Origin of the sequence: Pseudomonas sp. B10(2017) (assembly GCF_002113295.1) — a bacterium.
GTDB lineage: Bacteria > Pseudomonadota > Gammaproteobacteria > Pseudomonadales > Pseudomonadaceae > Aquipseudomonas > Aquipseudomonas pudica.
On the sequence record NZ_NEJU01000017.1, the window covers coordinates 15123 to 38236 of the forward strand.

The following is a 23114-nucleotide window of genomic DNA, read 5'->3' on the forward strand; positions in this document are numbered from 1 at the left end:
GATGCTCGCCAGCGGCGGCGGCCGACAGCGGGAAGGCGTGGTTCCCTAGCCGCCACTGCCGCGTTTGAGGACCAGCGCCCGGTAATGCCCGGGGTTGCAGCCGAACCACTTGCGAAACGCCTTGTAGAACGAACTGCTGTCGGCAAAGCCCAGGCGCTCGGCGATTTCGCCCATGGCCGCATCTTCCTGGCTCAGCCAGGCAATCGCCAGCTCACGTCGCACGCTGTCCTTCAGGCCTTGGTAATTCTGCCCCTCCTCGGCCAGCCGTCGGCGCAGGGTCGAGGGTGACAGGCACAACTGGCGCGCCAGGCTGTCGCCGTCGGGCCACTGCCCAGGGTCCAGGCGCAGCAGATCGGTGCGAATGCGCCGCCCGAGGCTGGCCGGGTCACGGTACTTGACCAGGATGTTGCCCGGCGCCTCGGCCAGAAAGCGCTGCAGTTCTTCTTCGCTGCGCCGCAGCGGCAGCTCGAGGCAGTCGGCAGCGATGATCATGCGCGTACGCGGGCGCTCGAACTGCAGGTTCTCCGAAAACATCACCCGGTAGTCATCGCAGAACGGCGGCTCGGCACAGCGCAGATCGATGGCCAGGATAGGGATACGCCGCCCGGCCAGCCAGCAAGTCACACCGTGCACAATCATCCAGAAGGTGAAATAGGTGAAAGCGCGGCGCGGTGTGTCACGCGGTTCGTTGATGACGATTTCGGCCAGGCCTTGCTGGCGCACCAGGCTTGGCTGCAGGTCTTCAAGCATCAGTGACAGGAACGCCAGCGCGGTTTCCAGGCCGGCGCCCAGGTTCGGTTGGCCCATGCTGGCGCGGCACATGAACGCCAGGCTGCCGCTGCGCAGACCGCGCGGGTCCATGGCGAAGAACTCATCGTTGCAGCGCCGCGCCAGCAGACGCCAGAGCCGGGCATAGGACTCGGCGCTGACTCGAGCCGCTGGCAGGTGCAGCTGTTCGACGGCGATACCCGCCCGGGCCAGCAAGCCGGTATCGGGCTCGCCGGCGGGGCACGTCTGCAACAGCGCCTCGCGCACCAGCTGCATGGAAATGGTGTCTTTCTCGCTCATCGACAGTCCTGTCGGCTCAATGCCGGCCATCTTAGGCCGCCCCGCTGAAAACAGCCATCACAGCCCCGCCGCCAGGCCGAGAAACGCCTGGATCAGGCGCAGCTCGCGGCGACGCTCCAGGCAGCCGATCAGGTGCTGGTTGACCAGGCCGTCACCGGCCAGTGGCCGCGCCACTACCCGCGGGTCATTGGCCACTTCGGTGGACGAGACCACGCCAATGCCCAGCTCCGAGGCCACCGCTTCGGTCACCGCCTCGCGGCTATCCAGTTCCAGCAGCACCCGAGGTTGCACGGCGGCCTTGCTGCAGGCCTTGTCGAAGGTGCGCCGCGTAGTGGAGCTGGGTTCGCGCAACACCATGATCTGCTGGTGCAGCTCAGCCAGCGGCAAGTCGCCATCGCCGTTGGCCCAGGCATGCCCCGCCGGCAGCAAGGCGCACAACCGCGACTCGCACAGGTTCTGCAAATGCAGGCCTTTGCGCGGCTCGATCTCGGTCAGCACGGCCACATCGGCATGCTCGCTGAGCAATGCCGCCAAGGTTTCCTGGGCATTACCCAGGCGCAGGTTGACGGTAATGCCCGGGTAGCGCTCGCGCAGCAGCGCCAGCATCGGCATGACCCGGTGCGGGCCATCGGCCGCCACCTCCAGGCGCCCGGTCAGCAATTGGCGGTTGGCCTCGAGCATGGCCTGCGCCTCTTCGGCCAGGCCGAACATGGCGCGGGTGATGGCCGCCAGGCGGGTGCCCTCTTCGGTCAACTCCACCCGCCGCGCGGTACGCCGCAGCAAGGTGATCTGGTAGTGCTCCTCCAGCGCCTTCACGTGCCCGGTCACTGCCGGCTGGCTGATGAACAGGCGTGCGGCGGCACGGGTGAAGCTGCCCTCACGGGCCACGGCATCGAAGGCACGCAACTGGAACAGGTTCATATTTATCGGCCTGACTTATAGCTCGAATAACAACAAACAATTTGATTGATGACAGCGCCAATTGCAACCTAGGCCCCGTAGTTTCAGCCCACCGCTTGTGAGGAATAACGGAATGAGCAACGCCCCGATTCTGCTGACCCCAGGTCCCCTGACCACATCAATCCGCACCCGCCAAGCAATGCTGGTGGACTGGGGCTCCTGGGACCGCGACTTCAACCAACTGACTGCCAGTGTCTGCGAGCAACTGCTGGCCATCATCGACGGCAGCGCCAGCCACCACTGCGTCCCCCTGCAAGGCAGCGGCACCTTCGCCGTGGAAGCGGCCATCGGCACCTTGGTGCCGCGTGATGGCAAGGTCCTGGTGCTGATCAATGGCGCCTATGGCCAGCGCCTGGCGAAGATATGCAAAGTGCTGGGCCGTGCCTACAGCACCTTCGAAACTGCCGAAGACCAGCCGACCACCGCCGCCGACGTCGACCGCCTGCTGGCCGCCGACCCCGCCATCACCCATGTCGCGCTGATCCACTGCGAAACCAGCACCGGTATTCTCAACCCGCTGCCCGAGATCGCCCAAGTGGTCAAAGGCCACGGCAAGCGCCTGATCATCGACGCCATGAGCTCGTTCGGCGCACTGCCGATCGATGCCCGCGCCATCCCCTTCGAGGCGCTGATTGCCGCCTCCGGCAAATGCCTGGAAGGGGTACCTGGCATGGGCTTCGTGTTCGCCGAGAAAACCGCCCTGGCCGCAGCCGAAGGCAATGCCCATTCGCTGGCCATGGACCTGCACGACCAGCACACCTACATGGCCAAGACCGGCCAGTGGCGCTTCACCCCGCCGACTCACGTGGTCGCAGCCCTGCACGAAGCGCTGCAGCAATACAACGAGGAAGGGGGCCTGCCAGCGCGCCACCAGCGCTACGCCGACAACTGCAAGACCTTGCTCGATGGCATGGCCGCCATCGGCCTGCGCAGCTTCCTGCCTGCCGAGATCCAGGCGCCGATCATCGTCACCTTCCACGCACCGAACGATCCCCGCTACCAGTTCAAGGACTTCTACGAACGGGTCAAGGCCAAGGGTTTCATACTCTACCCGGGCAAGCTGACCCAGGTGGAAACCTTCCGTGTCGGCTGCATCGGCGTGGTCGGAGCGGATGGCATGCAGGCCGCCGTGAATGCCGTGGCCGAGGTGCTGCGGGAAATGGAAGTGCTGGACATCTGACCCTTTGCCCACCCAATTCAGGAACAAGCGCACATGAACTACAGCAACCCCACCCAGCTGCAAGCCGCCATCCTCGACTGGGCCGGCACCGTGGTCGACTTCGGCTCCTTCGCCCCGACCCAGATCTTTGTCGAAGCCTTTGCCGAATTCGATGTGCAGGTGTCCATCGAAGAAGCCCGCGGCCCAATGGGCATGGGCAAGTGGGACCACATCCGCACTCTGTGCGATGTGCCAGAAATTGCCGAGCGCTACCGCAAGGTGTTCGGCCGTACCCCGACCGACGATGATGTCACCGCCATCTACAACCGCTTCATGCCGCTGCAGATCGAAAAGATCGCCGTGCACTCGGCGCTGATCCCTGGCGCCCTGGACACACTCACCGGCCTGCGCCAGGAAGGCCTGAAGATCGGCTCTTGCTCGGGCTACCCGAAGGTGGTGATGGACAAGGTGGTGGAGCTGGCCGCGCAAAACGGCTATGTGGCCGACCATGTGGTGGCCACCGACGAAACCCCGAACGGCCGCCCATGGCCGGCCCAGGCCCTGGCCAACGTGATCGCGCTGGGTATCGACGATGTGGCGGCGTGCGTGAAGGTCGACGACACCGTACCAGGTATTCTCGAAGGCCGCCGCGCCGGCATGTGGACCGTGGCTCTGGTGTGCTCGGGCAATGCCCTGGGGCTGACCTGGGAAGGCTATCGCGCGCTGAGCGCCGAAAAGCTGGAAAGCGAGCGCCAGCGCATCCACGCCCTGTTCGCCGGCTCCCGGCCGCACTACCTGATCGACACCATCAACGAACTGCCCGAAGTGATCGCCGACATCAACCGGCGCCTGGCCAAGGGTGAGATGCCACAAACATCCTGACCCGGCCATGGGGGCTGCTTTGCAGCCCCAGCAAGGCCCGCCCCTACTCCGGCAACTGCACCCGGGGTTTGGTTGCCGCGAAGATCGCCCAACTCGACACGAACAGTGCCGCGATCAGTGGCCCGATCACGAAGCCGTTGAGCCCGAACACCGCCAGCCCGCCCAGCGTCGACACCAGAATCAGGTAGTCCGGCATTCGCGTGTCCTTGCCCACCAGGATCGGCCGCAACAAGTTGTCCACCAGGCCGATCACCAGCACGCCGAATGCGGTCAGGATCACCCCCGACAAAATTGCACCGGTCAGCAGGAAATACGCCGCTACCGGCGCCCACACGATCCCCGCACCTACCGCCGGCAACAACGACAGAAACGCCATCAGCACCGCCCACACCAGCGCACTCGGGATACCCAGCACCCAGAAGATGAAACCGCCCAGCGCCCCCTGGGTAATGGCCACCAGCACGTTACCTTTCACCGTCGCCCGCACCACACGGTTGAACTTCAGCTGCAAACGGCGCTTCTGGTGTTCAGGCAGCGGCACTGCCAGACGTACCTGGCGGGCGACCTCCGCGCCTTCGCGCAGGAAGAAGAACAACAGGTACATCATGATGCCGAAGCTGATCACGAACTCGAAGGTGCCCTGCCCAAAGTTGAACGCCTGGCTGGCCAGCACCTGGCTGCCTTGGGTTGCCCATTTGGTGATCTTGTCGCGCAGCCCGTCGAGGTTGCCCATGCCCATGCTGTCCAGCCCCCGCTGGGCAAAAGCCGGAAGCATGTCCTTGCCGCGCTCGACATAGCCGGCAATATCCAGCTCCCCATGCTCGATGCGCTGGTACAGGGTGGCGCCCTCCTGCACCAGCAGCGCGCTGGTGATGATCACCGGAAGGATCGCCACCAGCAGGCATACCAGCAAGGTGGTTGCCGCGGCCAGGTTGCGCCGACGGCCAAAACGCATCAGCAGGTGGCGCTGCAGCGGAGCGAACAGGATGCCGAGTATCACCGCCCAGAAGATGGCACCGTAATACGGCAACAGGATCCAGATGAAGGCGATGGTCACCAGCGCCAGCAGTACTGCCAGGGCTTTGTTCTGCAGGGCGGTCTGGTTCATCGCGGTTCCTCGCATGGCTTATGCGTTATTAGTGCACCGCGCCTTGGTAAAAGTGCCGTCATTCCCTTGATGCAAGTCAATACGCGCCGTGTCTGCCAGCCCTAGCATCCGCGCCTTTTGCTCCGGTGCGCACATGAACCCTATCGCCAAGCCCGAACTGCTGGCCCCCGCCGGCACCCTCAAGACCATGCGCTACGCCTTCGCCTACGGCGCCGACGCGGTCTACGCCGGCCAGCCACGCTACAGCTTGCGGGTGCGCAACAATGAGTTCGACCATGCCAACCTGGCCCTGGGCATCCAGGACGCGCATGCCCTGGGCAAGCGCTTCTACGTGGTGGTCAACATTGCCCCGCACAATGCCAAGCTCAAGACCTTCCTCAAGGACCTGGCGCCGGTGATCGAGATGGCCCCGGATGCGCTGATCATGTCCGACCCAGGCCTGATCATGCTGGTACGCCAGCACTTCCCGCAGATGCCAGTGCACCTGTCAGTGCAGGCCAACACGGTGAACTGGGCCAGCGTGCAGTTCTGGCAGCAACTTGGCCTGAGCCGGGTGATCCTGTCGCGCGAGCTGTCGCTGGAAGAGATCGAGGAAATCCGCCAGCAGGCGCCGGACATGGAGCTGGAGGTGTTCGTCCATGGAGCCCTGTGCATGGCCTACTCCGGTCGTTGCCTGCTGTCTGGCTACCTCAACAAGCGCGATGCCAACCAAGGCACCTGCACCAACGCCTGCCGCTGGAAGTACGACGCCACCCCAGCCACCGAGAACGCCACCGGCGACATTGTGCGAGAAGTGCAGCCCACGCTGGGCCTGGGTGCGCCGACCGACCAGGTATTCCTGCTGCAGGAAAGCAACCGCCCCGGCACCGAAATGCCGGCGTTCGAAGACGAGCACGGCACCTACATCATGAACGCCAAGGACCTGCGCGCCATCCAGCACGTCGGGCGCCTGGCCACCATCGGCGTGCACTCGCTGAAGATCGAAGGCCGCACCAAGTCGCATTTCTACTGCGCCCGCGCCGTGCAGTCGTACCGCCAGGCGATCGACGACGCAGTGGCCGGGCGGCCATTCGACCGCTCGCTGATGGACAACCTCGAGTCTCTGGCGCAGCGCGGCTACACCGAAGGTTTCCTGCGTCGTCACGTGCATGACGAATACCAGAACTACCAACGCGGCAACTCGGTGTCCGAACGCCAGCAGTTCGTCGGCGAACTGACCGGCCTGCGCGTGGACGGCCTGGCCGAGATCAAGGTAAAGAACCGCTTCGCCGTGGGTGACCACCTGGAACTGATGACCCCACGCGGCAACTACCACTTCGATCTCGAGCATATGAGCAATGGCCAGCAGCAACCGCTGCAGGTCGCCCCGGGCGATGGCCACACCATCTACCTTCCTGTTCCCGAGCAGGTGCCATTGGCATACGGCCTGCTGATGCGTGACCTGCCAGCTTGAGCGAGGTGGCTAGAGCTCAATCCTGGTAATGGCGCCAAGGCGCCGGTCGCCCAACTCTTTACGAATCTGCTGACGAAAAGCGGCGAAACGTTCCAGGTCAAAACGGTAAACAGTGCCGGTGTTCCACACGACGATGTCACGCTGGGCCTCGCTCCAGAATCCGAAGTCGCGCATCTCCACCGTGCCATTGAAGCGAAACGAGTAGACCGCCAGATGGATCTGGCCTTCCTCGTCCTTCTGGCAGGGTGTTATCAGAAACGATGAGGCGACGTCGTTCTGCCAGCCAGACTGCAGGAACTTGCTGGCGTGTGCACTGATTCGCAGTTCCTGCATGGAGGCACGCGCCAGTTGGGCCAACAGCGTCGGTGTGCTGCCTGTGCCGATGGGCTCGAGCCTGGTATCGAAATCGTCATGATCCCTGATGACCTGGGGCGGCAACTCCAGGGCGGCCGTCTTTACGCAGCCATGTTTCTCCAGGCGATTGCGGAAGCGGTCGAACCAGCTTTTCCATAGCTCGTCCCGGTCGAGGAAGCGGCTTGCGAACTCATCGGCATGGTCCAGCAACGTTTGCACGTCCTGGCGTTCCTCGTCGGACAGGTTTGGTCCGATGCCGATCAGATTGGTCTTGGAGTACAACAGGCAGTCCAGGGGTAGCGTCATGATCCAGCAGGCTCTCAGATAGGTGTGCCGCACGTTAGCCAGCGTGATGACAGGCCGGCATCCGGAACCACTACCAGGCAGGTAGACTGGGTGCCTGACAACGCTGGCGAACAGCAACAGGCCGCGCTGCGCCAGAAAGCCGCTTGCGCTATGCTGCTGGCCAACCGATGGATACCGGACCGCCCCTGGGGCCGTAACGGCACCGGGCGCGTGCAAGGCACAGGCCTGGTCGCCGGTATCCGCCCACGTTTTTGAAGAGGTGCTTCATGAAGCTGCGTAAACACCTGCTGCCCCTGAGCCTGCTGGCTGTCACTGGCCTGGCCCAGGCTGGCGAGACCATCGACGTCTACCGCGACCCCAACTGTGGTTGCTGCAAGGCCTGGATCAGCCACCTGCGCGACAACGGCTTCACCGTCAACGACCATGTCGAGCCAAACATGAGCGAGGTCAAGCAACGCCTGGGCGTGGCACCACGCCTGGCGTCGTGCCATACCGGGGTGATCGACGGCAAGTTCGTCGAAGGCCACGTGCCGGCCGAGCAGGTGCGCCTGCTGGCCAAGCGCAACGACCTCAAGGGCCTGGCGGTGCCGGGCATGCCGATGGGCTCGCCGGGCATGGAAATGGGTGACCACAAGGATGCCTACCAGGTCATCGGCGTGACCCAGGACGGCAAGGACACCGTGGTCGCCAACTACTGATGCTAAGCCTGTGGGCGCTGTTCCTCAGCGCCTTCGGCGCCGCCACCCTGCTACCGCTGCAATCGGAGGCCGTGCTTGTCGGCCTTTTGCTGCGCCAGCCCGAGGCCTGGGCCACCCTGCTGCTGGTGGCAACCCTGGGCAATGTGCTGGGCTCAGTGGTCAACTGGGTGCTGGGCCGGGCCATCGAGCACCTGCGCGACAAGCGCTGGTTCCCGTTCAGCCCTGCCCAGCTGGAGCGCGCGCAACAGCGCTACCAGCGCTGGGGTCAATGGTCGCTGCTGCTCAGCTGGATGCCGGTGATCGGCGACCCGCTGACGCTGATCGCCGGCATCATGCGCGAGCCGTTCTGGCGCTTCCTGCTGCTGGTGACGCTGGCCAAAGCTGGCCGCTATGGGGTGCTGGCGATGATTACCCTGGGCTGGTTTCACGCCTGGTAACACCTTTCACGTTCCGCGTGGTCCACTGGCTGTTACAGTCGCCCCTTTCTACATGGCCCTACACGGAGTGCCCCCATGCTGCGCGCAACCGCCCTGGCCCTGGCCTGCCTCGCCGGCAGTTCGGCCATCGCCGCCGAATCGCCCACCTACGGCCCCCAGCTGGAGGGCTTCAGCTACCCGCATCCGCTCAAGCATTTCGACTTCAAGTCCCAGGGCCAGGCCCTGCAGATGGGCTACATGGACGTGCCCGCACAAGGCCAGGCCAACGGCCACAGCGTGGTGCTGATGCACGGCAAGAACTTCTGCGCTGCCACCTGGGAAACTACCATCAACGCCCTGAGCAAGGCTGGTTACCGGGTCATCGCCCCGGACCAGGTCGGCTTCTGCAGCTCCAGCAAGCCGGCGTATTACCAGTACAGCTTCCAGCAGCTGGCGAGCAACACCCATGCCCTGCTCGAGCAGCTGGGCGTGAAGCAAAGCATCGTGCTCGGCCATTCCACCGGCGGCATGCTTGCCACCCGCTATGCCTTGATGTACCCGCAGCAGGTGGAGCGCCTGGCGATGGTCAACCCCATCGGGCTGGAAGACTGGAAAGCCCTGGGCGTGCCCTACCGTACGGTGGACCAGTGGTATGCGCGCGAGCTCAAGCTGGATGCCGAAGGCGTGCGCGAGTACGAACGCAAGACTTACTACGCCGGGCGCTGGAAGCCGGAGTACGAGCGCTGGGTGCAGATGCTGGTGGGCCTGAACAAGGGGCCGGGGCATGAAGCGGTGGCGTGGAACTCGGCGCTGATCTACGACATGATCTTCACCCAGCCGGTGTACCACGAGTTCAAGGAGCTGCAGATGCCCACCCTGCTGCTGATCGGTGACCGGGACACCACAGCCATTGGCAGTGATATCGCGCCGCCGGAGGTGAAAGCGAAGCTGGGCAAGTATGCAGTGCTGGGGCCGCAGGTGGCCAAGCTGATTCCCAAGGGTGAGCTGATTACCTTTGAAGGCATGGGGCATGCGCCGCAGATCGAGGAGCCGGTGCGGTTCAACCGTACGCTGGTGGAGTGGTTAGGGCGCTAGATCTAATTTGGGGGCCGCTTTGCGGCCCTTCGCGGGCTCACCCGCTCCCACGGGTAGTGCACAGCTGCCAAAACCTGTGCAGTACCTGTGGGAGCGGGCGAGCCCGCGAAGGGCTGCAAAGCAGCCCCCTACACTTTCCAGACCTGCTCCTCGGTCCAGCCCAGCTCGGCAAAGTCCGCCGCCCGCAACCCCGCCTCTTCCTCGCAGAAAAACTCATCCAGCTGCGGCGGCCTCACTGCCGTGTCACTGAGCATCGCATGCACCTGCCCACGGTGATGCACCTGGTGCTCGAAAAGGTGCGCCAACAACCGCAGCCGTTGCTCGCGCTGTACTCGCTCAGGGCGCACGATGCTCACATAGCGCCCCAGCTCACTATCGCGCAGGCCCCGGCAATAGGCGATCAGCCGGTGATCGGCCTGGGCCTGTTCGGCATGCAGGTCGGTGCACGTGGCAAATGGCTGCTCCGGGTCGAAGAAACGCTCGCCGTCGGCGTCGGGCTGTTCGCCACGCTGCTCGCACTCGAGCATGTGCAGGTAGAACCAGTCCACTGTCAGCAGATGGTTCAGTGTGGCCTTGATCGACGGGAAGAAGCTGCAGCGTGGGGCGACGAATTCGTCCTGGGTCAGTTGCAGGCAGGCCTTGTACAGACGGTGGTTGGCCCAGCCATTGTTGTAGGCCTGGGTCAGCAGATGATGCGACAGCGGCTCCATGGTTCGGCTCCTTTTCAGGCGAAGCGTTGCAGTTGCATCTCCCGTAGCCGGCTCAGGGTCCGTTGGTACGGGAACGCCAGATACCCTTGAGTGTAGAGCGCATCCAGCGGCACCTGTGCCTCCAGGTACAACGCCACCCGGCGGTCGTAGCATTCGTCGACCAGGGCAATGAAGCGGCGCACTGCGTCGTCCTTGGGCGACAGCGCCGGCAGCTCGCGATTACCCGCCACCACCCGCGCCGCCGCATCCTCGGTGCCCCGGGCAATGCGGCCGGCCCGCTGTTCACCCCCCAGCGCCGGAATGTCCGACACCAGGATGGCCGGGAACCGGTCGCACAGGGCCATGAACTCCATGGCCGCCAGTGGCTGTTCGCACAGGTCGGTGAAGCGGCACCAGATGGCCTGCGCGCTGCGCCGCACCACCTGCACCTGCCGGGAGCCGATCGCCAAGGACTGATCGTGACCTGCATCGCCGGGGCTGAGCTGGCGGAACACCTCGGCTAGCTGGCTGGCCTGGCCCGCTTTCTCCACCCAGTAACGCTGGCGCTCGACGCCGGGGTGCAGGCGATGGTCCTGCTCGCCGGCTACCGGCAGTACCTGCATGTGCCGCTGGATGGCGGCGATGGCCGGCAGGAAACGCTCGCGGTTGAAGCCGTCGCGGTAGAGCTGCTCGGGTGGCTGGTTGGAGGTGGCGACGATCACCACGCCTTGGTCGAACAGCACCTGGAAAAGGCGGCCGAGGATGATCGCGTCACCGATGTCGTTGACGAACAGCTCGTCGAAGCACAGCACGCGAATCTGCCCGGCCAGTTCCCCAGCCAGCGCCAGCAGCGGGTCGGCGGTGCCGTTGAGCTGGAACAGCCGCTGGTGGACCCAGGCCATGAAGTGATGGAAATGCTGACGCCGGCTGGGTACCCGCAGGCAGCGGCGGAACTGGTCCATCAGCCAGGTCTTGCCGCGCCCGACCGGGCCCCAGAGGTAGATGCCCTGGGTGGACCAGCCTTGTTCGACAGCCTGGAAACAGGCTTGCAAGGCCTCGACGGCGCGGGCCTGGGCGGGGTCGGCGACATAGCCCTGGGTGGTCAGGGCCTGCTGGTAGAGGGAATGGGGATCGATAGCCATGCGGCATTCTACACATACCTTGTGGGAGCGGCCTTGTGTCGCGAAAGGGCCGCGCAGCGGCCCCAGCAATATTCGCCGTGACGCGAAAATCCTGGGGCCGCTCTGCGGCCCTTTCGCGACACAAGGCCGCTCCCACAAGTACTGTACTGTGTCAGGTGCCGTCGCCCAGGCCTACCTTGAGCAACGCGCCGTCCTTGTCATCTGTCAGCACATACAGGTAACCGTCCGGCCCCACCCGTACATCGCGGATACGCGCCTTCAGCTCCCCCAGCAAACGCTCTTCATGCACCACTCTGTCGCCATCCAGCTGCAGGCGGATCAGCTCCTGAGTGGCCAGCGCGCCAATGAACAGGTTATGGTCCCAGGCCTTGAACGTGGGGCTGTCGTAGAATGCCATGCCGCTGATGCCCGGCGACTTCTCCCATACATGGTGCGGGTCGACCATACCCTGCACATGCTTGCCCTCGGCCTCGGGGATCGGCAGCAGCGAGTAGTTGATGCCGTGGGTCGCAATCGGCCAGCCATAGTTCTTGCCGGGCTCGGGAATGTTGATCTCGTCGCCACCGCGCGGGCCGTGCTCGTGGGTCCACAGCTTGCCGGTCCAGGGGTTGAGTGCGGCGCCTTGCTGGTTGCGGTGGCCGAACGACCAGATCTCCGGCCGCACGTTGTCCTTGCCGACAAAGGGGTTGTCCCTGGGCACTTCGCCGTCCGGCAAGATACGCACGATCTTGCCTTGCAGCTTGTCCAAGTCCTGGGCGGTCGGGCGCTGGTTGTTCTCGCCGAGGGCAATGAACAGGTAGCCGTCGCGGTCGAACACCAGGCGCGAGCCGAAGTGGTTGCCCTCCGACAGCTTGGGCTGCTGGCGGAAGATGACGTTGAAGTTCTCCAGCCGGGCGCGGTCCTGGGACAACTGGCCACGGCCGACCGCCGTACCAGCCTTGCCGTCACTGCCCTCTTCGGCATACGACAGGTAGACGGTGCGGTCCTTGGCGAACTCCGGCGACAGCACCACATCCAGCAGGCCGCCCTGGCCCTCGGCCCAGACCTTGGGCACACCGCTGATCGGCGGCCCGACCTTGCCTTCGGCATTGACCACCCGCAAGTTGCCGGCGCGCTCGGTGACCAGCATGTCCTTGCCGCCAGGCAGGAACGCCAGGGCCCAGGGGTTGCGCAGGCCGTCGGCCACTGTGCTGACGGTCAGGCTGCCTTCTTCACTGCGAAACTGCTGTTCGGCCGCCGCCTGCGCCAGCAGGGGCAGGAGTGCGGCGGCGGTCAAGGTTACCAGCCAGGGTGCTCGAAGCATGCAGGATTCCTTTCGTAGGGCGCTCATGGCGCGCGCGGGTTGCCCCGGGGTGGTCGGGTTGGCTCCAGGTTCGGGGTTTGCTGCTGGCGGCGCAGGTTGTCGCCATTGCCGATGCCGCGGTTGTCCAGGGTGGGCGTGCGCTGGTACGGGTCGGTGGACGGGCCGCGCACGGGTGGTGCAGCCGGCATGCTGCCCTGGCGGCTGTTGGGGTTGGCACGCTGGATCGGGCTGTTGTAGGGGTTGTTGTTGCCGGCGGCGAGTTGCAATGGCGGCGCGGGTGCCGCTTGCGCGGGCAGGCACAGCACCAGGCCGAGGGCCAGGATGGGCAAGGTTGGGGTCATGCTTCACCTCCTGTACGAAAATGCCGCGCCTGGTGGGTTTGATAGCCTAAGGCGCGAAGGGTTCGCGGCAAAAGTGTGAATGCGGGTGGAGATGATTCCTGATGTTTCAGTATGGGCCCATTCGCAGCACAAGGACGCTTCCTGCAGGAGCAGCCTTGTGCTGCGAATGGGCCGCAAAGCGGCCCCAGGTTACTGCCCCTTGTCCACCTTGTGCCGCGCCGCATACAGGCACAGCATTTCCATCGCCAGCGTGGCCCCGGCCAGCGCGGTGATGTCGGCATGGTCATAGGCCGGCGCCACCTCCACCAGGTCCATACCCACCAGGTTGATGCCGCGCAGCCCGCCGAGGATTTCCAGCGCCTGCACCGTGCTCAGCCCGCCGCACACCGGTGTGCCGGTACCGGGCGCATAGGCCGGGTCGAGGCAGTCGATATCGAAGGTCAGGTACACCGGCCGCTCGCCCACCCGCTGGCGAATCGCCGCGATCACCGCCTCGGTGCCCTGCCGGTGCACCTGGCGGGCGTCGAGGATGGCAAAGCCCTGGCTGTCGTCATTGGTGGTGCGCAGGCCGATCTGCACCGAGCTGGCCGGGTCCACCAGGCCTTCGCGGGTGGCGTGCCAGAACATGGTGCCGTGGTCGATGCGCTGGCCTTCCTCGTCCGGCCAGGTATCGCTGTGCGCATCGAAATGGATCAGCGCCAGCGGGCCATGGCGGTGGGCATGGGCCTTGAGCAGCGGGTAGCTGATGAAGTGGTCGCCACCCAGGGTGAGCATGGCGCAGCCTGCTTGCAGAATATGCGTGGCATGGGCCTCGATGCTGTCTGGGACCGACTGCGGGGTGCCGCTGTCGAAGGCGCAATCGCCATAGTCGATCACCGCCAGGTGGTCGAACGGGTCGAACGCCCAGGGCCAGTGCCGGGCCCAGGCCTGCTGCACCGAGGCGGCGCGGATTGCCCGCGGGCCGAAGCGCGCACCGGGGCGGTTGCTGGTGGCAGTATCGAACGGCACACCACTGACCACCACGTCGACGCCACGCAGGTCGCGGCTGTAGCGGCGGCGAGAGAAACTGGTAATGCCGGCGTAGGTACTTTCCGCAGCGGTACCATACAGGCTGTCGCGGGTCATGGCCTGGTCGTTGTTCGCGGCTTGCTCCACGGTCGGGCTCCTTTGTCGTTATTGGTTACTGGCGGCTGCGGAACGCGGTCCACAGGCGGTTGCGCTGGCGCAGGTCGGCCAGGGCCATGCTGCGGTCGGCATACAGGCGCTGGCGCACCGCGGCCGGCGGGTAGATGTCCGGGTCGTTGCGCACCGCTTCGTCCACCAGCGGCGTGGCCGCCTGGTTGGCGTTGGCGAAGAACAGCGTGTTGGTCAGCGCGGCCACCGACTCGGGCTTGAGCATGAAGGTGATGAACGCCCGCGCGGCCTCGGGGTGCGGGGCATCCTTGGGAATGACCAGGTTGTCCTGCCACACCAGCGTGCCTTCGCGGGGGATGCGGTAGATCAGCTCGAACGGCTTGCCGGCGCGGCGCGCCTGGTCGGCGGCCATCGCCGCATCACCGTTGTAGGTCAGCGCCAGGCACACGCTACCGTTGGCCAGGTCGCTGATCTGCCGGCCATTGGCGACGTAGCTGATCGACGGCTGCAGCTGGCTCAGCAGGTTCTGCGCGGCGGCCAGGTCGCCCTTGTCCTGGCTGTAAGGGTCCTTGCCCAGGTAATTCAGGGCCACGCCGATCACCTCCTGCGGCGAGTCGGGCATGGCGATGCCGCAGTCCTTCAGCCGGCTGGCGTACTCGGGCTTGAACAGCAGGTCGAGGCTGTCCAGCGGCACATCCCCCAGGCGCTGGCGCACCGCCTCCACATTCACCCCCAGGCCCAGGGTGCCCCAGGTGTAGGGCACGGCATGGCGGTTACCGGGGTCGGCCTCGGCGAGCTTGGCCAGCAGATCCTTGTCGAGGTTGGCATAGCCGGGCATGGCCTGGGGGTCGAGCGGCTGCAGGGCGTTGGCCTTGAGCGCCCGGGCCAGTACCGCCGACGACGGCACCACCACGTCATAGCCGCTGCCACCGGTCAGCAGCTTGGTTTCCAGCACTTCGGTGGTGTCGAAGGTGTCGTAGCGCACCTTGTAGCCGGTTTCCTGCTCGAAGCGCTGGAGGGTTTGCGGGGCGACATAGTCGGCCCAGCTGTAGAGGTTGACGACCTTTTCTTCAGCCTGCAGCGGCAAGGCCAGGACCAGGGACAGCAGGCACAACGATCGACGCATGGCGGACACCTCGGCAAATGGGTGGATGCCGCGAGCATGCCAGCCGGGTTACATTGCAGGAATGGCAAGTTTGCAAAGCTGACATTCATCAGGAGCAATGTAATGCTCGAACAAGTTCACGACCCCGACCTGCAGCTGCTGCGGCTGTTCGTCACTGTAGTCGAGGCCGGGGGCTTCAGCGCCGCACAAGGCGTGCTGGGCCTGAGCCAGCCCACCATCAGCCAGCGCATGGCGCAGCTGGAAGCGCGGCTGGGCTACCGCCTGTGCAGCCGCGGCAAGGGTGGCTTTCACCTGACGGAAAAAGGCGCGTTGTTGCTGGACGCCGCCCGTGGGTTGCTGCTGAACATCGAACAGTTTCGCCAGCAGGCCAATGGCGTTGCCGGGCGGCTGCTGGGGACCGTGCGCATAGGCATGGCGGAGAACCAGGACAAGGCGGTAAGCCTGAAGCTGGCAGCGGCCATTGCGGCGTTTCGCAGGCGCGAGGAGGCGGTGCAGCTGGAGCTGATCAGTGCGCCACCGGCAGAGCTGGAGCGGTTGTTGCTGGAACAGCGGCTGGATTACGCCATCAGCTACTTTTCCGGCAACCAGGCAGCCTTCGATTACCAGCCGCTGTTCGAGGAGCGGCAACGGCTGTATTGCGGCAAGGGGCATGTGCTGTTCGGTGAGGCTGGCGTTGGGCGGGAGCGGTTGCTGGCGATGGACCAGGTGCGCCATCCGTACCGGTTGCTCAAGGGCGGCGAGCCGTTCCAGAGCCAGCGCAGCATGGCGGTGGCGGAGCAGATCGAGAGCGTGCTGACGTTCATTCTGTCGGGGCGGCATATTGGCTATCTGCCATGCCATTGCGCGCAGGGGTGGGAGACTGAGGGGATGTTGTGGGCGCTGGACCCTGGGCTGGACTTTGTGGTGCCGTTTACCCTGGCCAGGCACCGGGCGCAGGCGGTTGGCGAGGCACAGCAGGCGTTTGCGCAGGATTTGCTGGCGGCGTTTGCCTGAACCGGCCTCTTCGCGGGCAAACCCGCTCCCACAGGGTTCTCACACAGCCTGAGGGCTGCGCCGTGCCTGTGGGAGCGGGTTTACCCGCGAAGAGGCCGGGACAGACAACACCCATCAGTAAGCCATGCTCCAGGTCAGGGTGTAGGTACGTCCGCGCCCCTGGTAGTCATACAGGTACGCCGGCCCGTAGGTCGGTGAGTAGAACAGCGTCGCACGCTGCCCCCAGACCGTGCTGTACTGCTTGTCCAGCAGGTTCTGGATGCCGGCGCTGAAGGTGCCGAAGCCGGTGTCCTGGCTGCCCAGCAGGTCGAAGGTGGTATAGCCGTCGATCTCGTGGTCGGCATCGTCCTTCAGGCTGAAGGCATGGTTGGCCTGCAGCCGCGCACTGCGGCCATCGCCCTTCCAGCCAACGAAAGCGGTAGCCTTGGACAGCGAGGCATAGCGGGCATCGCGCTTGATCCAGCCGCCATCCGCGTCCTCTTCCTCGGAGCGGGTCAGGTGCAGGGTGCCGCCGGCTTCCCAGCCGGTCTGGAAGTGCCGGGTCAAAGCGCCTTCAAAACCGAAGTCGCGGCTTTTCTGGTCTTCCACATTGATGGTCAGCGTCTGCGAATCGACGTTGATGATCTTGTCCGACCAGATGTAGTACAGCGCCGCCTGGGCATCCCAGTCCAGGTCGGCATAGCGCCAGCCCAGCTCCACCTGGCGGCTCTTGATGCCAGCCAGTGGGTTGTCGGCCACGCTCAGGCCGGGCTTGCCGTAGTACTTGGCCGGGTCGGGCAAGTCGAAGCCTTCGCCGTAGTTGGTCCATACCTGGTGGCCATTCTTGAAGTCGTAGATGGCACCCACGTTGAACAGGTTGACCTGGTAATCGTTGCTGCCACCGGGCACACCCTTGAAGTCGCTGACGTCCACGTCCATCTGCTGGCGCCTGGCGCCGCCGGACAGGGTCAGGTTATCGGTGGCATGCCAGTCCAGTTGGGCGTACACCGACACGCCATCGACCCGGTAGCTGGGGTAGCGTGCGGCCTTGCTTTCCTTTTCCAGCTCCAGGCCACCCGACTCGGACGACGTCTGGGCGTTGAAGGTGGTCTGCTCGGCGTTGAAGCGCTCGCGGTCCAGGTCGACGCCGTAGGTCAGCTTCAGCGCGTCCCACTGCTTGGCGAACAGGCCCTTGAGGCTGGTGACTTCGAAGTTCTGCTGCGAGGCGGCAAAGTACACCCCGCGCGAGCCGGTGGGCGTGGCGCGGTTGTAGTACGGGAACGGGTAGAAGTTGTCGTCTTCCTTGCGGTACGAGGCCTGCAGGTAGAAGTCCTGGCCCAGCACGTCGGTGTGGTGGTAGTTGGCGTTGAGCAGCAGGCGCCGGGTGCGCGGCTCCAGGTCCGACGAGTAGCCGCTGCGCAGCTCGGCGTCTTCCAGGTCGGAGGGGGCGTTGTAGTTCAGGTTGGGGAAGTAGATGCCGGTGCTGCCGTGGTTGCCCGAGTCATAGTACTGAGCCAACAGGTCGAGGCTCTGCTGGTCGTTCAGCTGCATCCCCAAAGTGCCGAGCACGTCGATGGTGCGGTTGTACTGCAGGTCGGTCTGGGTGTTGTCGATGAAGATCTGGTCGCCGGCACCGTCGTAGAAGGCTTCGTTCTGCTCGCCGGAAACCCCCAGCCGGGCGTTGAACCGCTCGTTGCCGCCACTGATCGACTGGGCGAAGCGGGTGGCCAGGTCATCGCTGTTGTTGAAGCCGCTGCTGGCACCGAGCTGGGTCTCGAAGCGCGCCGGGCCGGGTTCGCCCTTCTTGGTCACGATGTTGATGATGCCGCCGGTGGCGCCGCCGCCGTAGATGGCACTGGCGCCAGACAGCACTTCGACGCGCTCGACATTGAACGGCGAAATGCTGTCGAACTGGCGCGACAGGCCGCGCGAGCTGTTCTGGCTGACCCCGTCGATCATCACCAGCACGTTGCGCCCGCGCATGTTCTGGCCGTAGTTGGTGCGCCCTTCCGGTGCCAGGTCGAGGCCTGGCACCAGCTTGCCGATGGCTTCCTTCAGGCTGACACCGCTATCGATCTGCTCGCGCAGCTGCTGCTGGTCGACCACCCACACGGTGCCGGGGATTTCGCTGATCGCGGTGCTGGTGCGCGAGGCCACGCTGACCTCGATCGGCTTGAGGTTGACCGCCTGCGGCGCGGCGTCGGCCTTGCGCAGGGTCACCGTGCGGGCGTCGCTGAAGTGCCAGCTCATGCCGCTGCCGGCCAGCAACTGCTGCAGGGCCTGCTCGATGCTGTAGCTGCCCTGCAAGGCCGGGCTGGCCTGGCCGGCGACGTCGCCAGTGGTGTACAGCAGGTGCAGGCCGGCCTGGTCGGCGAAGGTGGTCAGGGCCTGGTCCAGCGACTGGGCCGGCAGGTCGAGCTGGACCTGACGGGTCTGGGTCTGGGCCTGTTCGGTGGCGGTCGAGGCAAACGCCTGCAGCGGGCCGACCAGCATGGCCAGGGCACTGCAGGACATCAGGGCATGGTGAAGTGGACCGCGACGGCGGTGCGAAGGCTTGAGCATCAGAGGCACGAATGAGCTTCCTGACAAGTCGTAAATGAGAATGGGTTGCTGATCAGTCCCACTACGACGATCTGGCGTGCAGGAACTTGCAGTGCCAAATGGAAAATATTTTTATTTCTGTGCTGGCCTCTTCGCAGCACAAGGCTGCTCCTACAGGGATGGCAGTTCGCTGTAGGAGCAACCTTGTGCTGCGAAGAGGCCGGCACAGGCGAATCAATGAACCACGGCTAACCACGGCAGGTAGGTCACCTTCAGCCCATAGCGCTGCTCAAGGGTGCGCAACAGGGCCTCTGGCTCATCGAGGTCGAACACCCCGCTGACCTCCATCGCCGCCAGCTTGCTGTCGGACAACACGATCCGCCCATGCCGGTAATGCTCGAGCTCCGCCAGCACCTGGCCCAGCGGCTTGCCGTTGAAGATCAGCTTGCCGCGCTGCCAGGCCATCTGCGTGCCGGCATCGGCCGCTACTGCCAGTTCATGCTCGCCAACCTTGGCTTCGCCCCGCGCCAATACCACGCGGCCATCGCGCCGCACGCTGAAGGTGGCCGCACTCCCCTGCACCCGCTCACCGGCCGTGTCGACCACAAAGGGCCGCGAATCATCGGTGGTCTCGAACAAGGCCTCACCGGCCTCCAGCACCACCCGCCGCTCACGGTCGCTGAACACCACGCTCAGGGCGGAGGCGCTGTTCAACGTAACCCGCGTGCCATCGGCCAGGGTCACCACCTGCCGCTCGCCCACCCCGGTGTGGTAATCCGCCAGCAGCACCGGCGCCTGCTGCCAACCCGCCACAGCAACAGCCAGCACCAGGGCCGCAGCCACGCCCGCCTGTTTGAGCCAGTTGCGGCAATGGCGCAGGGCCTGGCCGATGTACTTCGCCACCATGCTTTCGGAAACCCCCAGGCGCTGCGCGATCTGCGCCTGGGTCAGGCCGTCGACGCGGTTGAGCAACAGCGCCTGGCGGGCATTGGCGGGCAGCTGCTGCAGCGCCTGGTCGAGGATCTGCAGGCGCTCCCGGGCCAGCAAGGCCGCTTCGGGTGCCGGCGCCAGGCAGGCCACCTCACCTGCCCGCTCGCTGTCGTCGTGGCTGGCGGCAATGCGCTGCTCGCGGCGCAAGGCATCGATCGCCAGGTTGCCGGCCACGCGGAAGATGAAACTGCGCGCGTGCAGCACCGGCACTGCCTGCTGGTCGATGTTCACCAGCTTCAGGTAGGTTTCCTGCGCGACGTCGGCAGCGCGCTGGCGGTCGCTCATGCGCCGGGTCAGGAACTGCAGCAGGTCGTCGTAGTGCTCCTGGAAACTTGCCAGCAGGCCCGGCGCGGGAGAGGTCAGCATGGGTTCGGGAACGGCCAGTAGGAGAAGTTATCGGGCGTTAATGAGAAACAGTATCTTTCATATGGGCGGAGACTTTCAACGTCGACGCACATTTGCCACACTGCCCATTCGCCCACTCTGGCAAGGTCGTACCCCATGGCTGCCCGTCTGCACCGCTACGCCCGCCTGTTCCTGGTCCTGCTGCTGGCCTGCGGCCCGGGGGCCTGTGCGCTGTTCCAGGCACGCGACCCGGTCAATATCAGCGTGATCGGTATCGAACCGCTGCCCGGGCAGGAGCTGGAACTGCGCATGGCGGTGAAGATGCGGGTACAAAACCCCAACGAGGCGCCGATCGACTACAACGGCATCGCCCTGAACCTGGAGGTGAACGGCCAGCCGCTGGCTGCCGGGGTCAGCGACCAGCAGGGGCACATCGGCCGTTATGGCGAAGCGGTGGTCGTGGTGCCGGTGAGCATCACGGCGTTTTCCTTCCTGCGCCAGGCCTATGGGCTGGGCCGGGTGGACTCGTTGCAGGGCCTGCCCTATGTGCTGCGCGGCAAACTTGCCGGCGGGCTGCTGGGCACCGTGCGCTTTACCGACGAGGGCAAGCTGGACCTGCCCAAGGGCGCCTACTGGTAGGCGCCCGGCGGGGTGTGATCAGCGGTTGGCGCTGGCTGCGGCCATCAGCTTGTTGACTTCGCTGCGCACCATGCTGGCGTATTCGGGCGGCGACATGCCATCCAGCTCGGCGCGCACCCACTCGGCCCATTTGCCTTTGCGCCGTGGCTTTTCGGCGATCAGCCGCGCGGCTTCGCCCTTGGCCTTGCCCAGGTTGTTCTGCCACAGCTCGAACAGCCGGGCCTTCTCTGCCTCGATCTGCGCCCGTTCCTCGAAGCTCATGTTGGCCAGATTGAAACTCATGAAGGTACCTGCAGGTTTGAAAATGGCCGCTATCTTACACTCAGGAACTGCAACAGCCCAAAGCCGCCGCAACTTTCCTGGCGCGCCGGCATCCATTGTTCAAACCATACCATCGACGAGGACGAGTTCATGGCCCGGAAAAACGCCGCGCTGGCCGACAGCGATCAGATCAAGGACCAGGTATTCAGCGAACTGCAGGCGCTGATCGAAGAATCGGAAAAACTGCTGAACGACAGCGCAGCGCTGGTGGGTGACGAGGCGGAAACCCTGCGCGCGCAGGTAAGTCTCAAACTGCGCCAGGCGCGCCAGGCCGCCGACAAGGTGCGCAGCAAGGCGCAACCGGTGGTGGAAGCTACCCAGGACTATATCGGCGGCCACCCGTGGCAGACCGTGGCCATTTCCGCAGGCCTCGGGCTGGTGGTCGGCCTGCTGCTGGGTCGCCGTCACTGACGCCCGGGCCGCCTGGCGCGAATCAGGCGGCCTGCGCCATCGGGATACCGCTGTGGAAGCGCAGCTCCTGGTCAGGTGACTGGATCAGCTCCACCTCCGCAGCCCGCACCAGTTCCACCCGGCGGGCGATGTCTGCCTCGTCGCCGTAGTTGTGCGCCAGTTTCAGGTAACCCTGGTAGTGGCGCGCTTCGCTCTTCAGCAGGCCGTGGTAGAAGCGGCCCAGCTCCTCGTCCAGGTGCGGTACCAGCGCGGCAAAGCGCTCGCAGCTGCGCGCCTCGATGAACGCCCCCACCACCAGCGTATCCACCAGCTTGACCGGCTCGTGGGCGCGCACCAGGCGCCGCAGCCCCGACGCATAACGCCCCGCCGACACCGGGCGCAGCGGCACGCCGCGACGCTTCATCAGGCGCAGCACCTGCTCGTGGTGCACCAGTTCCTCGCGGGCCAGGCGGGACATCATGTTGATCAGGTCGAGGTGGGTGCTGTACTTGGCGATCAGGCTCAGGGCGGTACTGGCAGCCTTGAATTCGCAGTTCTTGTGGTCGATCAGCAGGGTTTCCTGGTCGGCGAGCGCCGCTTCGATCCAGGCGTCTGGTGTCGGGCAACCAAGAAAGGCGTCGATTTCGGGGATCAGGGACATGAGCGTGCAACCACAAAGAACGGGCAGGGCCGGCGATTATACCGGCGGCGGCGGGCGGTGCCAGTGACTATGCTTGATGTACATCAAGCGCCAGCGGGGGAAGCGCCGACTATAGTCAGGCATTGGCCGCCACCTTTGAACGGAGTTGAAGCCCATGCAAGCCGTCCGCAGCATCCTCGTCGTCCTCGACCCCGAGCACGCCCACAGCCGGGCCTTGACCCGGGCCAAGCTGATCGCCGGCGTCACCGGCGCGCGCCTGCACCTGCTGATGTGCGACAAAAGGCACGACCACAGCGCGCTGTTGAGCCTGCTGAGCAGCCAGTTGCATGATGACGGGTACGACAACGTCACCCATGAAGAGGCCTGGCGCGACAACCTGCACGACACCATCATCGACGTGCAGCAGGCCGAGGGCTGCGATCTGGTGATCAAGGAACACCGCCCGGACAACCCACTGAAGAAGGCCCTGCTCACACCCAGCGACTGGAAGCTGCTGCGCCAATGCCCGTGTGCGGTGCTGATGGTCAAGAGCGAGCGGCCTTGGACCGGCGGCAAGGTCCTGGCTGCGGTGGATGTGGGCAACCAGGACGAGGACCACCGCCGCCTGCACGCCAGCATCATCGACCATGGTTTCGAGATTGCCAAACTGGCCAAGGGTGAGTTGCACGTCATCACCGCCCATCCGTCGCCGATGCTGTCGGCGTCGGACCCGGTGTACCAGTTGACGGAAACTATCGAGAAGCGTTATCGCGAGGCGTGCAAGGCATTCCAGGCAGAGTACGACATCGGCGAAGACCGCTTGCATGTGGCCGAAGGGCCGGCGGATGTGCTGATTCCGCATACCGAGAAGAAGCTCGATGCGGTGGTGACGGTGATCGGCACCGTGTGCCGCACGGGGATTTCCGGGGCGTTGATTGGCAATACCTCGGAGGTGGTGCTGGATGCGCTGGAGGGGGATGTGTTGGTTCTCAAGAGCGAGGAAGCAATTGCCCATCAGGCGGAACTGGCCCGCGGTTGAGTT

At 65.0% G+C, this 23114-nt stretch carries 25 protein-coding genes; 11 read left to right on the forward strand and 14 right to left on the reverse strand.

What is annotated here, in order from left to right; translation table 11 throughout:
- Positions 1 to 45: 45 nt before the first annotated feature.
- Together CAF92_RS19340 and CAF92_RS19345 are read right to left on the reverse strand one after the other, a co-directional pair.
- Positions 46 to 1068 (reverse strand): AraC family transcriptional regulator, encoded by a 1023-nt coding sequence (locus CAF92_RS19340; protein ID WP_085601645.1) that lies wholly within the window; start codon positions 1066 to 1068, stop codon positions 46 to 48.
- 57 nt (positions 1069 to 1125) lie between these two features.
- Complete coding sequence (locus tag CAF92_RS19345) at positions 1126 to 1989, reverse strand: LysR substrate-binding domain-containing protein (RefSeq protein ID WP_046615905.1); 864 nt, start codon at positions 1987 to 1989, stop codon at positions 1126 to 1128.
- 112 nt (positions 1990 to 2101) lie between these two features.
- On the opposite strand from CAF92_RS19345, the gene CAF92_RS19350 reads away from it, so the two are divergent.
- The gene (locus CAF92_RS19350; protein WP_046615904.1) at positions 2102 to 3208 is read left to right on the forward strand and encodes a 2-aminoethylphosphonate--pyruvate transaminase; all 1107 of its coding nucleotides are present in this window, start codon (positions 2102 to 2104) and stop codon (positions 3206 to 3208) included.
- Between the two features lie 33 nt (positions 3209 to 3241).
- Entirely contained in the window at positions 3242 to 4069 is an 828-nt protein-coding gene (phnX, locus tag CAF92_RS19355; RefSeq protein ID WP_046615903.1) for a phosphonoacetaldehyde hydrolase, read from the forward strand.
- A gap of 43 nt (positions 4070 to 4112) precedes the next feature.
- On the opposite strand, the gene CAF92_RS19360 is transcribed toward phnX, so the two are convergent.
- A complete protein-coding gene (locus CAF92_RS19360) occupies positions 4113 to 5177 on the reverse strand; it encodes an AI-2E family transporter (protein ID WP_085601646.1) in 1065 nt (354 codons plus the stop codon).
- Between the two features lie 133 nt (positions 5178 to 5310).
- Between CAF92_RS19360 and yegQ the strand changes: the two genes are divergently transcribed.
- On the forward strand, positions 5311 to 6630 hold the full coding sequence (yegQ, locus tag CAF92_RS19365) for a tRNA 5-hydroxyuridine modification protein YegQ (protein ID WP_085601647.1): 1320 nt from the start codon (positions 5311 to 5313) through the stop codon (positions 6628 to 6630).
- Positions 6631 to 6639: 9 nt separating this feature from the next.
- Here the strand turns inward: yegQ and CAF92_RS19370 are convergent, their stop codons facing one another.
- Positions 6640 to 7290: a hypothetical protein gene (locus CAF92_RS19370; protein ID WP_085601648.1), complete on the reverse strand. Its 651-nt coding sequence runs from the start codon at positions 7288 to 7290 to the stop codon at positions 6640 to 6642.
- Positions 7291 to 7380: 90 nt separating this feature from the next.
- On the opposite strand from CAF92_RS19370, the gene CAF92_RS27360 reads away from it, so the two are divergent.
- The 4 genes from CAF92_RS27360 to CAF92_RS19385 all read left to right on the forward strand — a co-directional run bounded on the left by CAF92_RS27360 (position 7381) and on the right by CAF92_RS19385 (position 9499).
- A complete protein-coding gene (locus CAF92_RS27360) occupies positions 7381 to 7545 on the forward strand; it encodes a hypothetical protein (RefSeq protein ID WP_158090606.1) in 165 nt (54 codons plus the stop codon).
- 11 nt (positions 7546 to 7556) lie between these two features.
- On the forward strand, positions 7557 to 7988 hold the full coding sequence (locus CAF92_RS19375) for a DUF411 domain-containing protein (protein WP_085601649.1): 432 nt from the start codon (positions 7557 to 7559) through the stop codon (positions 7986 to 7988).
- Entirely contained in the window at positions 7988 to 8425 is a 438-nt protein-coding gene (locus tag CAF92_RS19380) for a YqaA family protein (protein WP_013971818.1), read from the forward strand. The genes CAF92_RS19375 and CAF92_RS19380 overlap by 1 nt, the downstream gene beginning before the upstream one ends.
- A 75-nt stretch (positions 8426 to 8500) precedes the next feature.
- The gene (locus CAF92_RS19385) at positions 8501 to 9499 is read left to right on the forward strand and encodes an alpha/beta fold hydrolase (RefSeq protein WP_085601650.1); all 999 of its coding nucleotides are present in this window, start codon (positions 8501 to 8503) and stop codon (positions 9497 to 9499) included.
- A 128-nt stretch (positions 9500 to 9627) separates the two neighbouring features.
- Here the strand turns inward: CAF92_RS19385 and CAF92_RS19390 are convergent, their stop codons facing one another.
- The 6 genes from CAF92_RS19390 to CAF92_RS19415 form a co-directional block, all read right to left on the reverse strand.
- Entirely contained in the window at positions 9628 to 10209 is a 582-nt protein-coding gene (locus CAF92_RS19390; protein WP_046615897.1) for a DinB family protein, read from the reverse strand.
- A 14-nt stretch (positions 10210 to 10223) separates the two neighbouring features.
- Positions 10224 to 11330 carry a cell division protein ZapE gene (zapE, locus tag CAF92_RS19395; protein ID WP_085601651.1) on the reverse strand — a complete coding sequence of 369 codons (1107 nt, stop codon included), beginning with the start codon at positions 11328 to 11330 and terminating at the stop codon, positions 10224 to 10226.
- Between the two features lie 151 nt (positions 11331 to 11481).
- A complete protein-coding gene (locus CAF92_RS19400) occupies positions 11482 to 12633 on the reverse strand; it encodes a PQQ-dependent sugar dehydrogenase (RefSeq protein WP_046615895.1) in 1152 nt (383 codons plus the stop codon).
- A gap of 23 nt (positions 12634 to 12656) precedes the next feature.
- Positions 12657 to 12974 (reverse strand): hypothetical protein, encoded by a 318-nt coding sequence (locus CAF92_RS19405; protein WP_046615894.1) that lies wholly within the window; start codon positions 12972 to 12974, stop codon positions 12657 to 12659.
- A gap of 189 nt (positions 12975 to 13163) precedes the next feature.
- Entirely contained in the window at positions 13164 to 14129 is a 966-nt protein-coding gene (gene speB, locus CAF92_RS19410; RefSeq protein WP_085601652.1) for an agmatinase, read from the reverse strand.
- Between the two features lie 25 nt (positions 14130 to 14154).
- Positions 14155 to 15234, reverse strand: a complete 1080-nt coding sequence (locus CAF92_RS19415; RefSeq protein ID WP_085601653.1) for a polyamine ABC transporter substrate-binding protein — start codon at positions 15232 to 15234, stop codon at positions 14155 to 14157.
- A gap of 102 nt (positions 15235 to 15336) precedes the next feature.
- Here CAF92_RS19415 and CAF92_RS19420 point away from each other — a divergent pair, with 102 nt between their 5' ends.
- Positions 15337 to 16227, forward strand: coding sequence for a LysR family transcriptional regulator (locus tag CAF92_RS19420; RefSeq protein ID WP_085601654.1), 891 nt, complete (start codon positions 15337 to 15339; stop codon positions 16225 to 16227).
- Between the two features lie 114 nt (positions 16228 to 16341).
- Here CAF92_RS19420 and CAF92_RS19425 read toward each other — a convergent pair whose 3' ends face one another.
- Entirely contained in the window at positions 16342 to 18768 is a 2427-nt protein-coding gene (locus tag CAF92_RS19425; RefSeq protein WP_085601655.1) for a TonB-dependent receptor, read from the reverse strand.
- 213 nt (positions 18769 to 18981) lie between these two features.
- The gene (locus CAF92_RS19430; RefSeq protein WP_046615889.1) at positions 18982 to 20103 is read right to left on the reverse strand and encodes a sigma-70 family RNA polymerase sigma factor; all 1122 of its coding nucleotides are present in this window, start codon (positions 20101 to 20103) and stop codon (positions 18982 to 18984) included.
- Positions 20104 to 20238: 135 nt separating this feature from the next.
- On the opposite strand from CAF92_RS19430, the gene CAF92_RS19435 reads away from it, so the two are divergent.
- Complete coding sequence (locus CAF92_RS19435; RefSeq protein WP_085601656.1) at positions 20239 to 20721, forward strand: LEA type 2 family protein; 483 nt, start codon at positions 20239 to 20241, stop codon at positions 20719 to 20721.
- An 18-nt stretch (positions 20722 to 20739) separates the two neighbouring features.
- Here CAF92_RS19435 and CAF92_RS19440 read toward each other — a convergent pair whose 3' ends face one another.
- Positions 20740 to 21003, reverse strand: a complete 264-nt coding sequence (locus CAF92_RS19440; RefSeq protein WP_046615887.1) for a hypothetical protein — start codon at positions 21001 to 21003, stop codon at positions 20740 to 20742.
- Positions 21004 to 21132: 129 nt separating this feature from the next.
- Here CAF92_RS19440 and CAF92_RS19445 point away from each other — a divergent pair, with 129 nt between their 5' ends.
- A complete protein-coding gene (locus CAF92_RS19445) occupies positions 21133 to 21453 on the forward strand; it encodes a YqjD family protein (protein WP_046615886.1) in 321 nt (106 codons plus the stop codon).
- A gap of 22 nt (positions 21454 to 21475) precedes the next feature.
- Here the strand turns inward: CAF92_RS19445 and CAF92_RS19450 are convergent, their stop codons facing one another.
- Positions 21476 to 22093 (reverse strand): tRNA-(ms[2]io[6]A)-hydroxylase, encoded by a 618-nt coding sequence (locus tag CAF92_RS19450; protein ID WP_046615885.1) that lies wholly within the window; start codon positions 22091 to 22093, stop codon positions 21476 to 21478.
- Positions 22094 to 22247: 154 nt separating this feature from the next.
- On the opposite strand from CAF92_RS19450, the gene CAF92_RS19455 reads away from it, so the two are divergent.
- Positions 22248 to 23111, forward strand: a complete 864-nt coding sequence (locus tag CAF92_RS19455) for a universal stress protein (RefSeq protein ID WP_085601657.1) — start codon at positions 22248 to 22250, stop codon at positions 23109 to 23111.
- The last annotated feature ends 3 nt before the right edge of the window (positions 23112 to 23114 follow it).

Excerpts from the sequence above, each read along its gene's own strand:
- CAF92_RS19340 (WP_085601645.1), bottom strand. The coding sequence starts at position 1,068 with ATGAGCGAGAAAGACACCATTTCCATGCAGCTGGTGCGCGAGGCGCTG.
- CAF92_RS19345 (WP_046615905.1), bottom strand. The coding sequence starts at position 1,989 with ATGAACCTGTTCCAGTTGCGTGCCTTCGATGCCGTGGCCCGTGAGGGC.
- CAF92_RS19350 (WP_046615904.1), top strand. The coding sequence starts at position 2,102 with ATGAGCAACGCCCCGATTCTGCTGACCCCAGGTCCCCTGACCACATCA.
- phnX (WP_046615903.1), top strand. The coding sequence starts at position 3,242 with ATGAACTACAGCAACCCCACCCAGCTGCAAGCCGCCATCCTCGACTGG.
- CAF92_RS19360 (WP_085601646.1), bottom strand. The coding sequence starts at position 5,177 with ATGAACCAGACCGCCCTGCAGAACAAAGCCCTGGCAGTACTGCTGGCG.
- yegQ (WP_085601647.1), top strand. The coding sequence starts at position 5,311 with ATGAACCCTATCGCCAAGCCCGAACTGCTGGCCCCCGCCGGCACCCTC.
- CAF92_RS19370 (WP_085601648.1), bottom strand. The coding sequence starts at position 7,290 with ATGACGCTACCCCTGGACTGCCTGTTGTACTCCAAGACCAATCTGATC.
- CAF92_RS19375 (WP_085601649.1), top strand. The coding sequence starts at position 7,557 with ATGAAGCTGCGTAAACACCTGCTGCCCCTGAGCCTGCTGGCTGTCACT.
- CAF92_RS19380 (WP_013971818.1), top strand. The coding sequence starts at position 7,988 with ATGCTAAGCCTGTGGGCGCTGTTCCTCAGCGCCTTCGGCGCCGCCACC.
- CAF92_RS19385 (WP_085601650.1), top strand. The coding sequence starts at position 8,501 with ATGCTGCGCGCAACCGCCCTGGCCCTGGCCTGCCTCGCCGGCAGTTCG.
- CAF92_RS19390 (WP_046615897.1), bottom strand. The coding sequence starts at position 10,209 with ATGGAGCCGCTGTCGCATCATCTGCTGACCCAGGCCTACAACAATGGC.
- zapE (WP_085601651.1), bottom strand. The coding sequence starts at position 11,330 with ATGGCTATCGATCCCCATTCCCTCTACCAGCAGGCCCTGACCACCCAG.
- CAF92_RS19400 (WP_046615895.1), bottom strand. The coding sequence starts at position 12,633 with ATGCTTCGAGCACCCTGGCTGGTAACCTTGACCGCCGCCGCACTCCTG.
- CAF92_RS19405 (WP_046615894.1), bottom strand. The coding sequence starts at position 12,974 with ATGACCCCAACCTTGCCCATCCTGGCCCTCGGCCTGGTGCTGTGCCTG.
- CAF92_RS19415 (WP_085601653.1), bottom strand. The coding sequence starts at position 15,234 with ATGCGTCGATCGTTGTGCCTGCTGTCCCTGGTCCTGGCCTTGCCGCTG.
- CAF92_RS19420 (WP_085601654.1), top strand. The coding sequence starts at position 15,337 with ATGCTCGAACAAGTTCACGACCCCGACCTGCAGCTGCTGCGGCTGTTC.
- CAF92_RS19425 (WP_085601655.1), bottom strand. The coding sequence starts at position 18,768 with ATGCTCAAGCCTTCGCACCGCCGTCGCGGTCCACTTCACCATGCCCTG.
- CAF92_RS19430 (WP_046615889.1), bottom strand. The coding sequence starts at position 20,103 with ATGCTGACCTCTCCCGCGCCGGGCCTGCTGGCAAGTTTCCAGGAGCAC.
- CAF92_RS19435 (WP_085601656.1), top strand. The coding sequence starts at position 20,239 with ATGGCTGCCCGTCTGCACCGCTACGCCCGCCTGTTCCTGGTCCTGCTG.
- CAF92_RS19440 (WP_046615887.1), bottom strand. The coding sequence starts at position 21,003 with ATGAGTTTCAATCTGGCCAACATGAGCTTCGAGGAACGGGCGCAGATC.
- CAF92_RS19445 (WP_046615886.1), top strand. The coding sequence starts at position 21,133 with ATGGCCCGGAAAAACGCCGCGCTGGCCGACAGCGATCAGATCAAGGAC.
- CAF92_RS19450 (WP_046615885.1), bottom strand. The coding sequence starts at position 22,093 with ATGTCCCTGATCCCCGAAATCGACGCCTTTCTTGGTTGCCCGACACCA.
- CAF92_RS19455 (WP_085601657.1), top strand. The coding sequence starts at position 22,248 with ATGCAAGCCGTCCGCAGCATCCTCGTCGTCCTCGACCCCGAGCACGCC.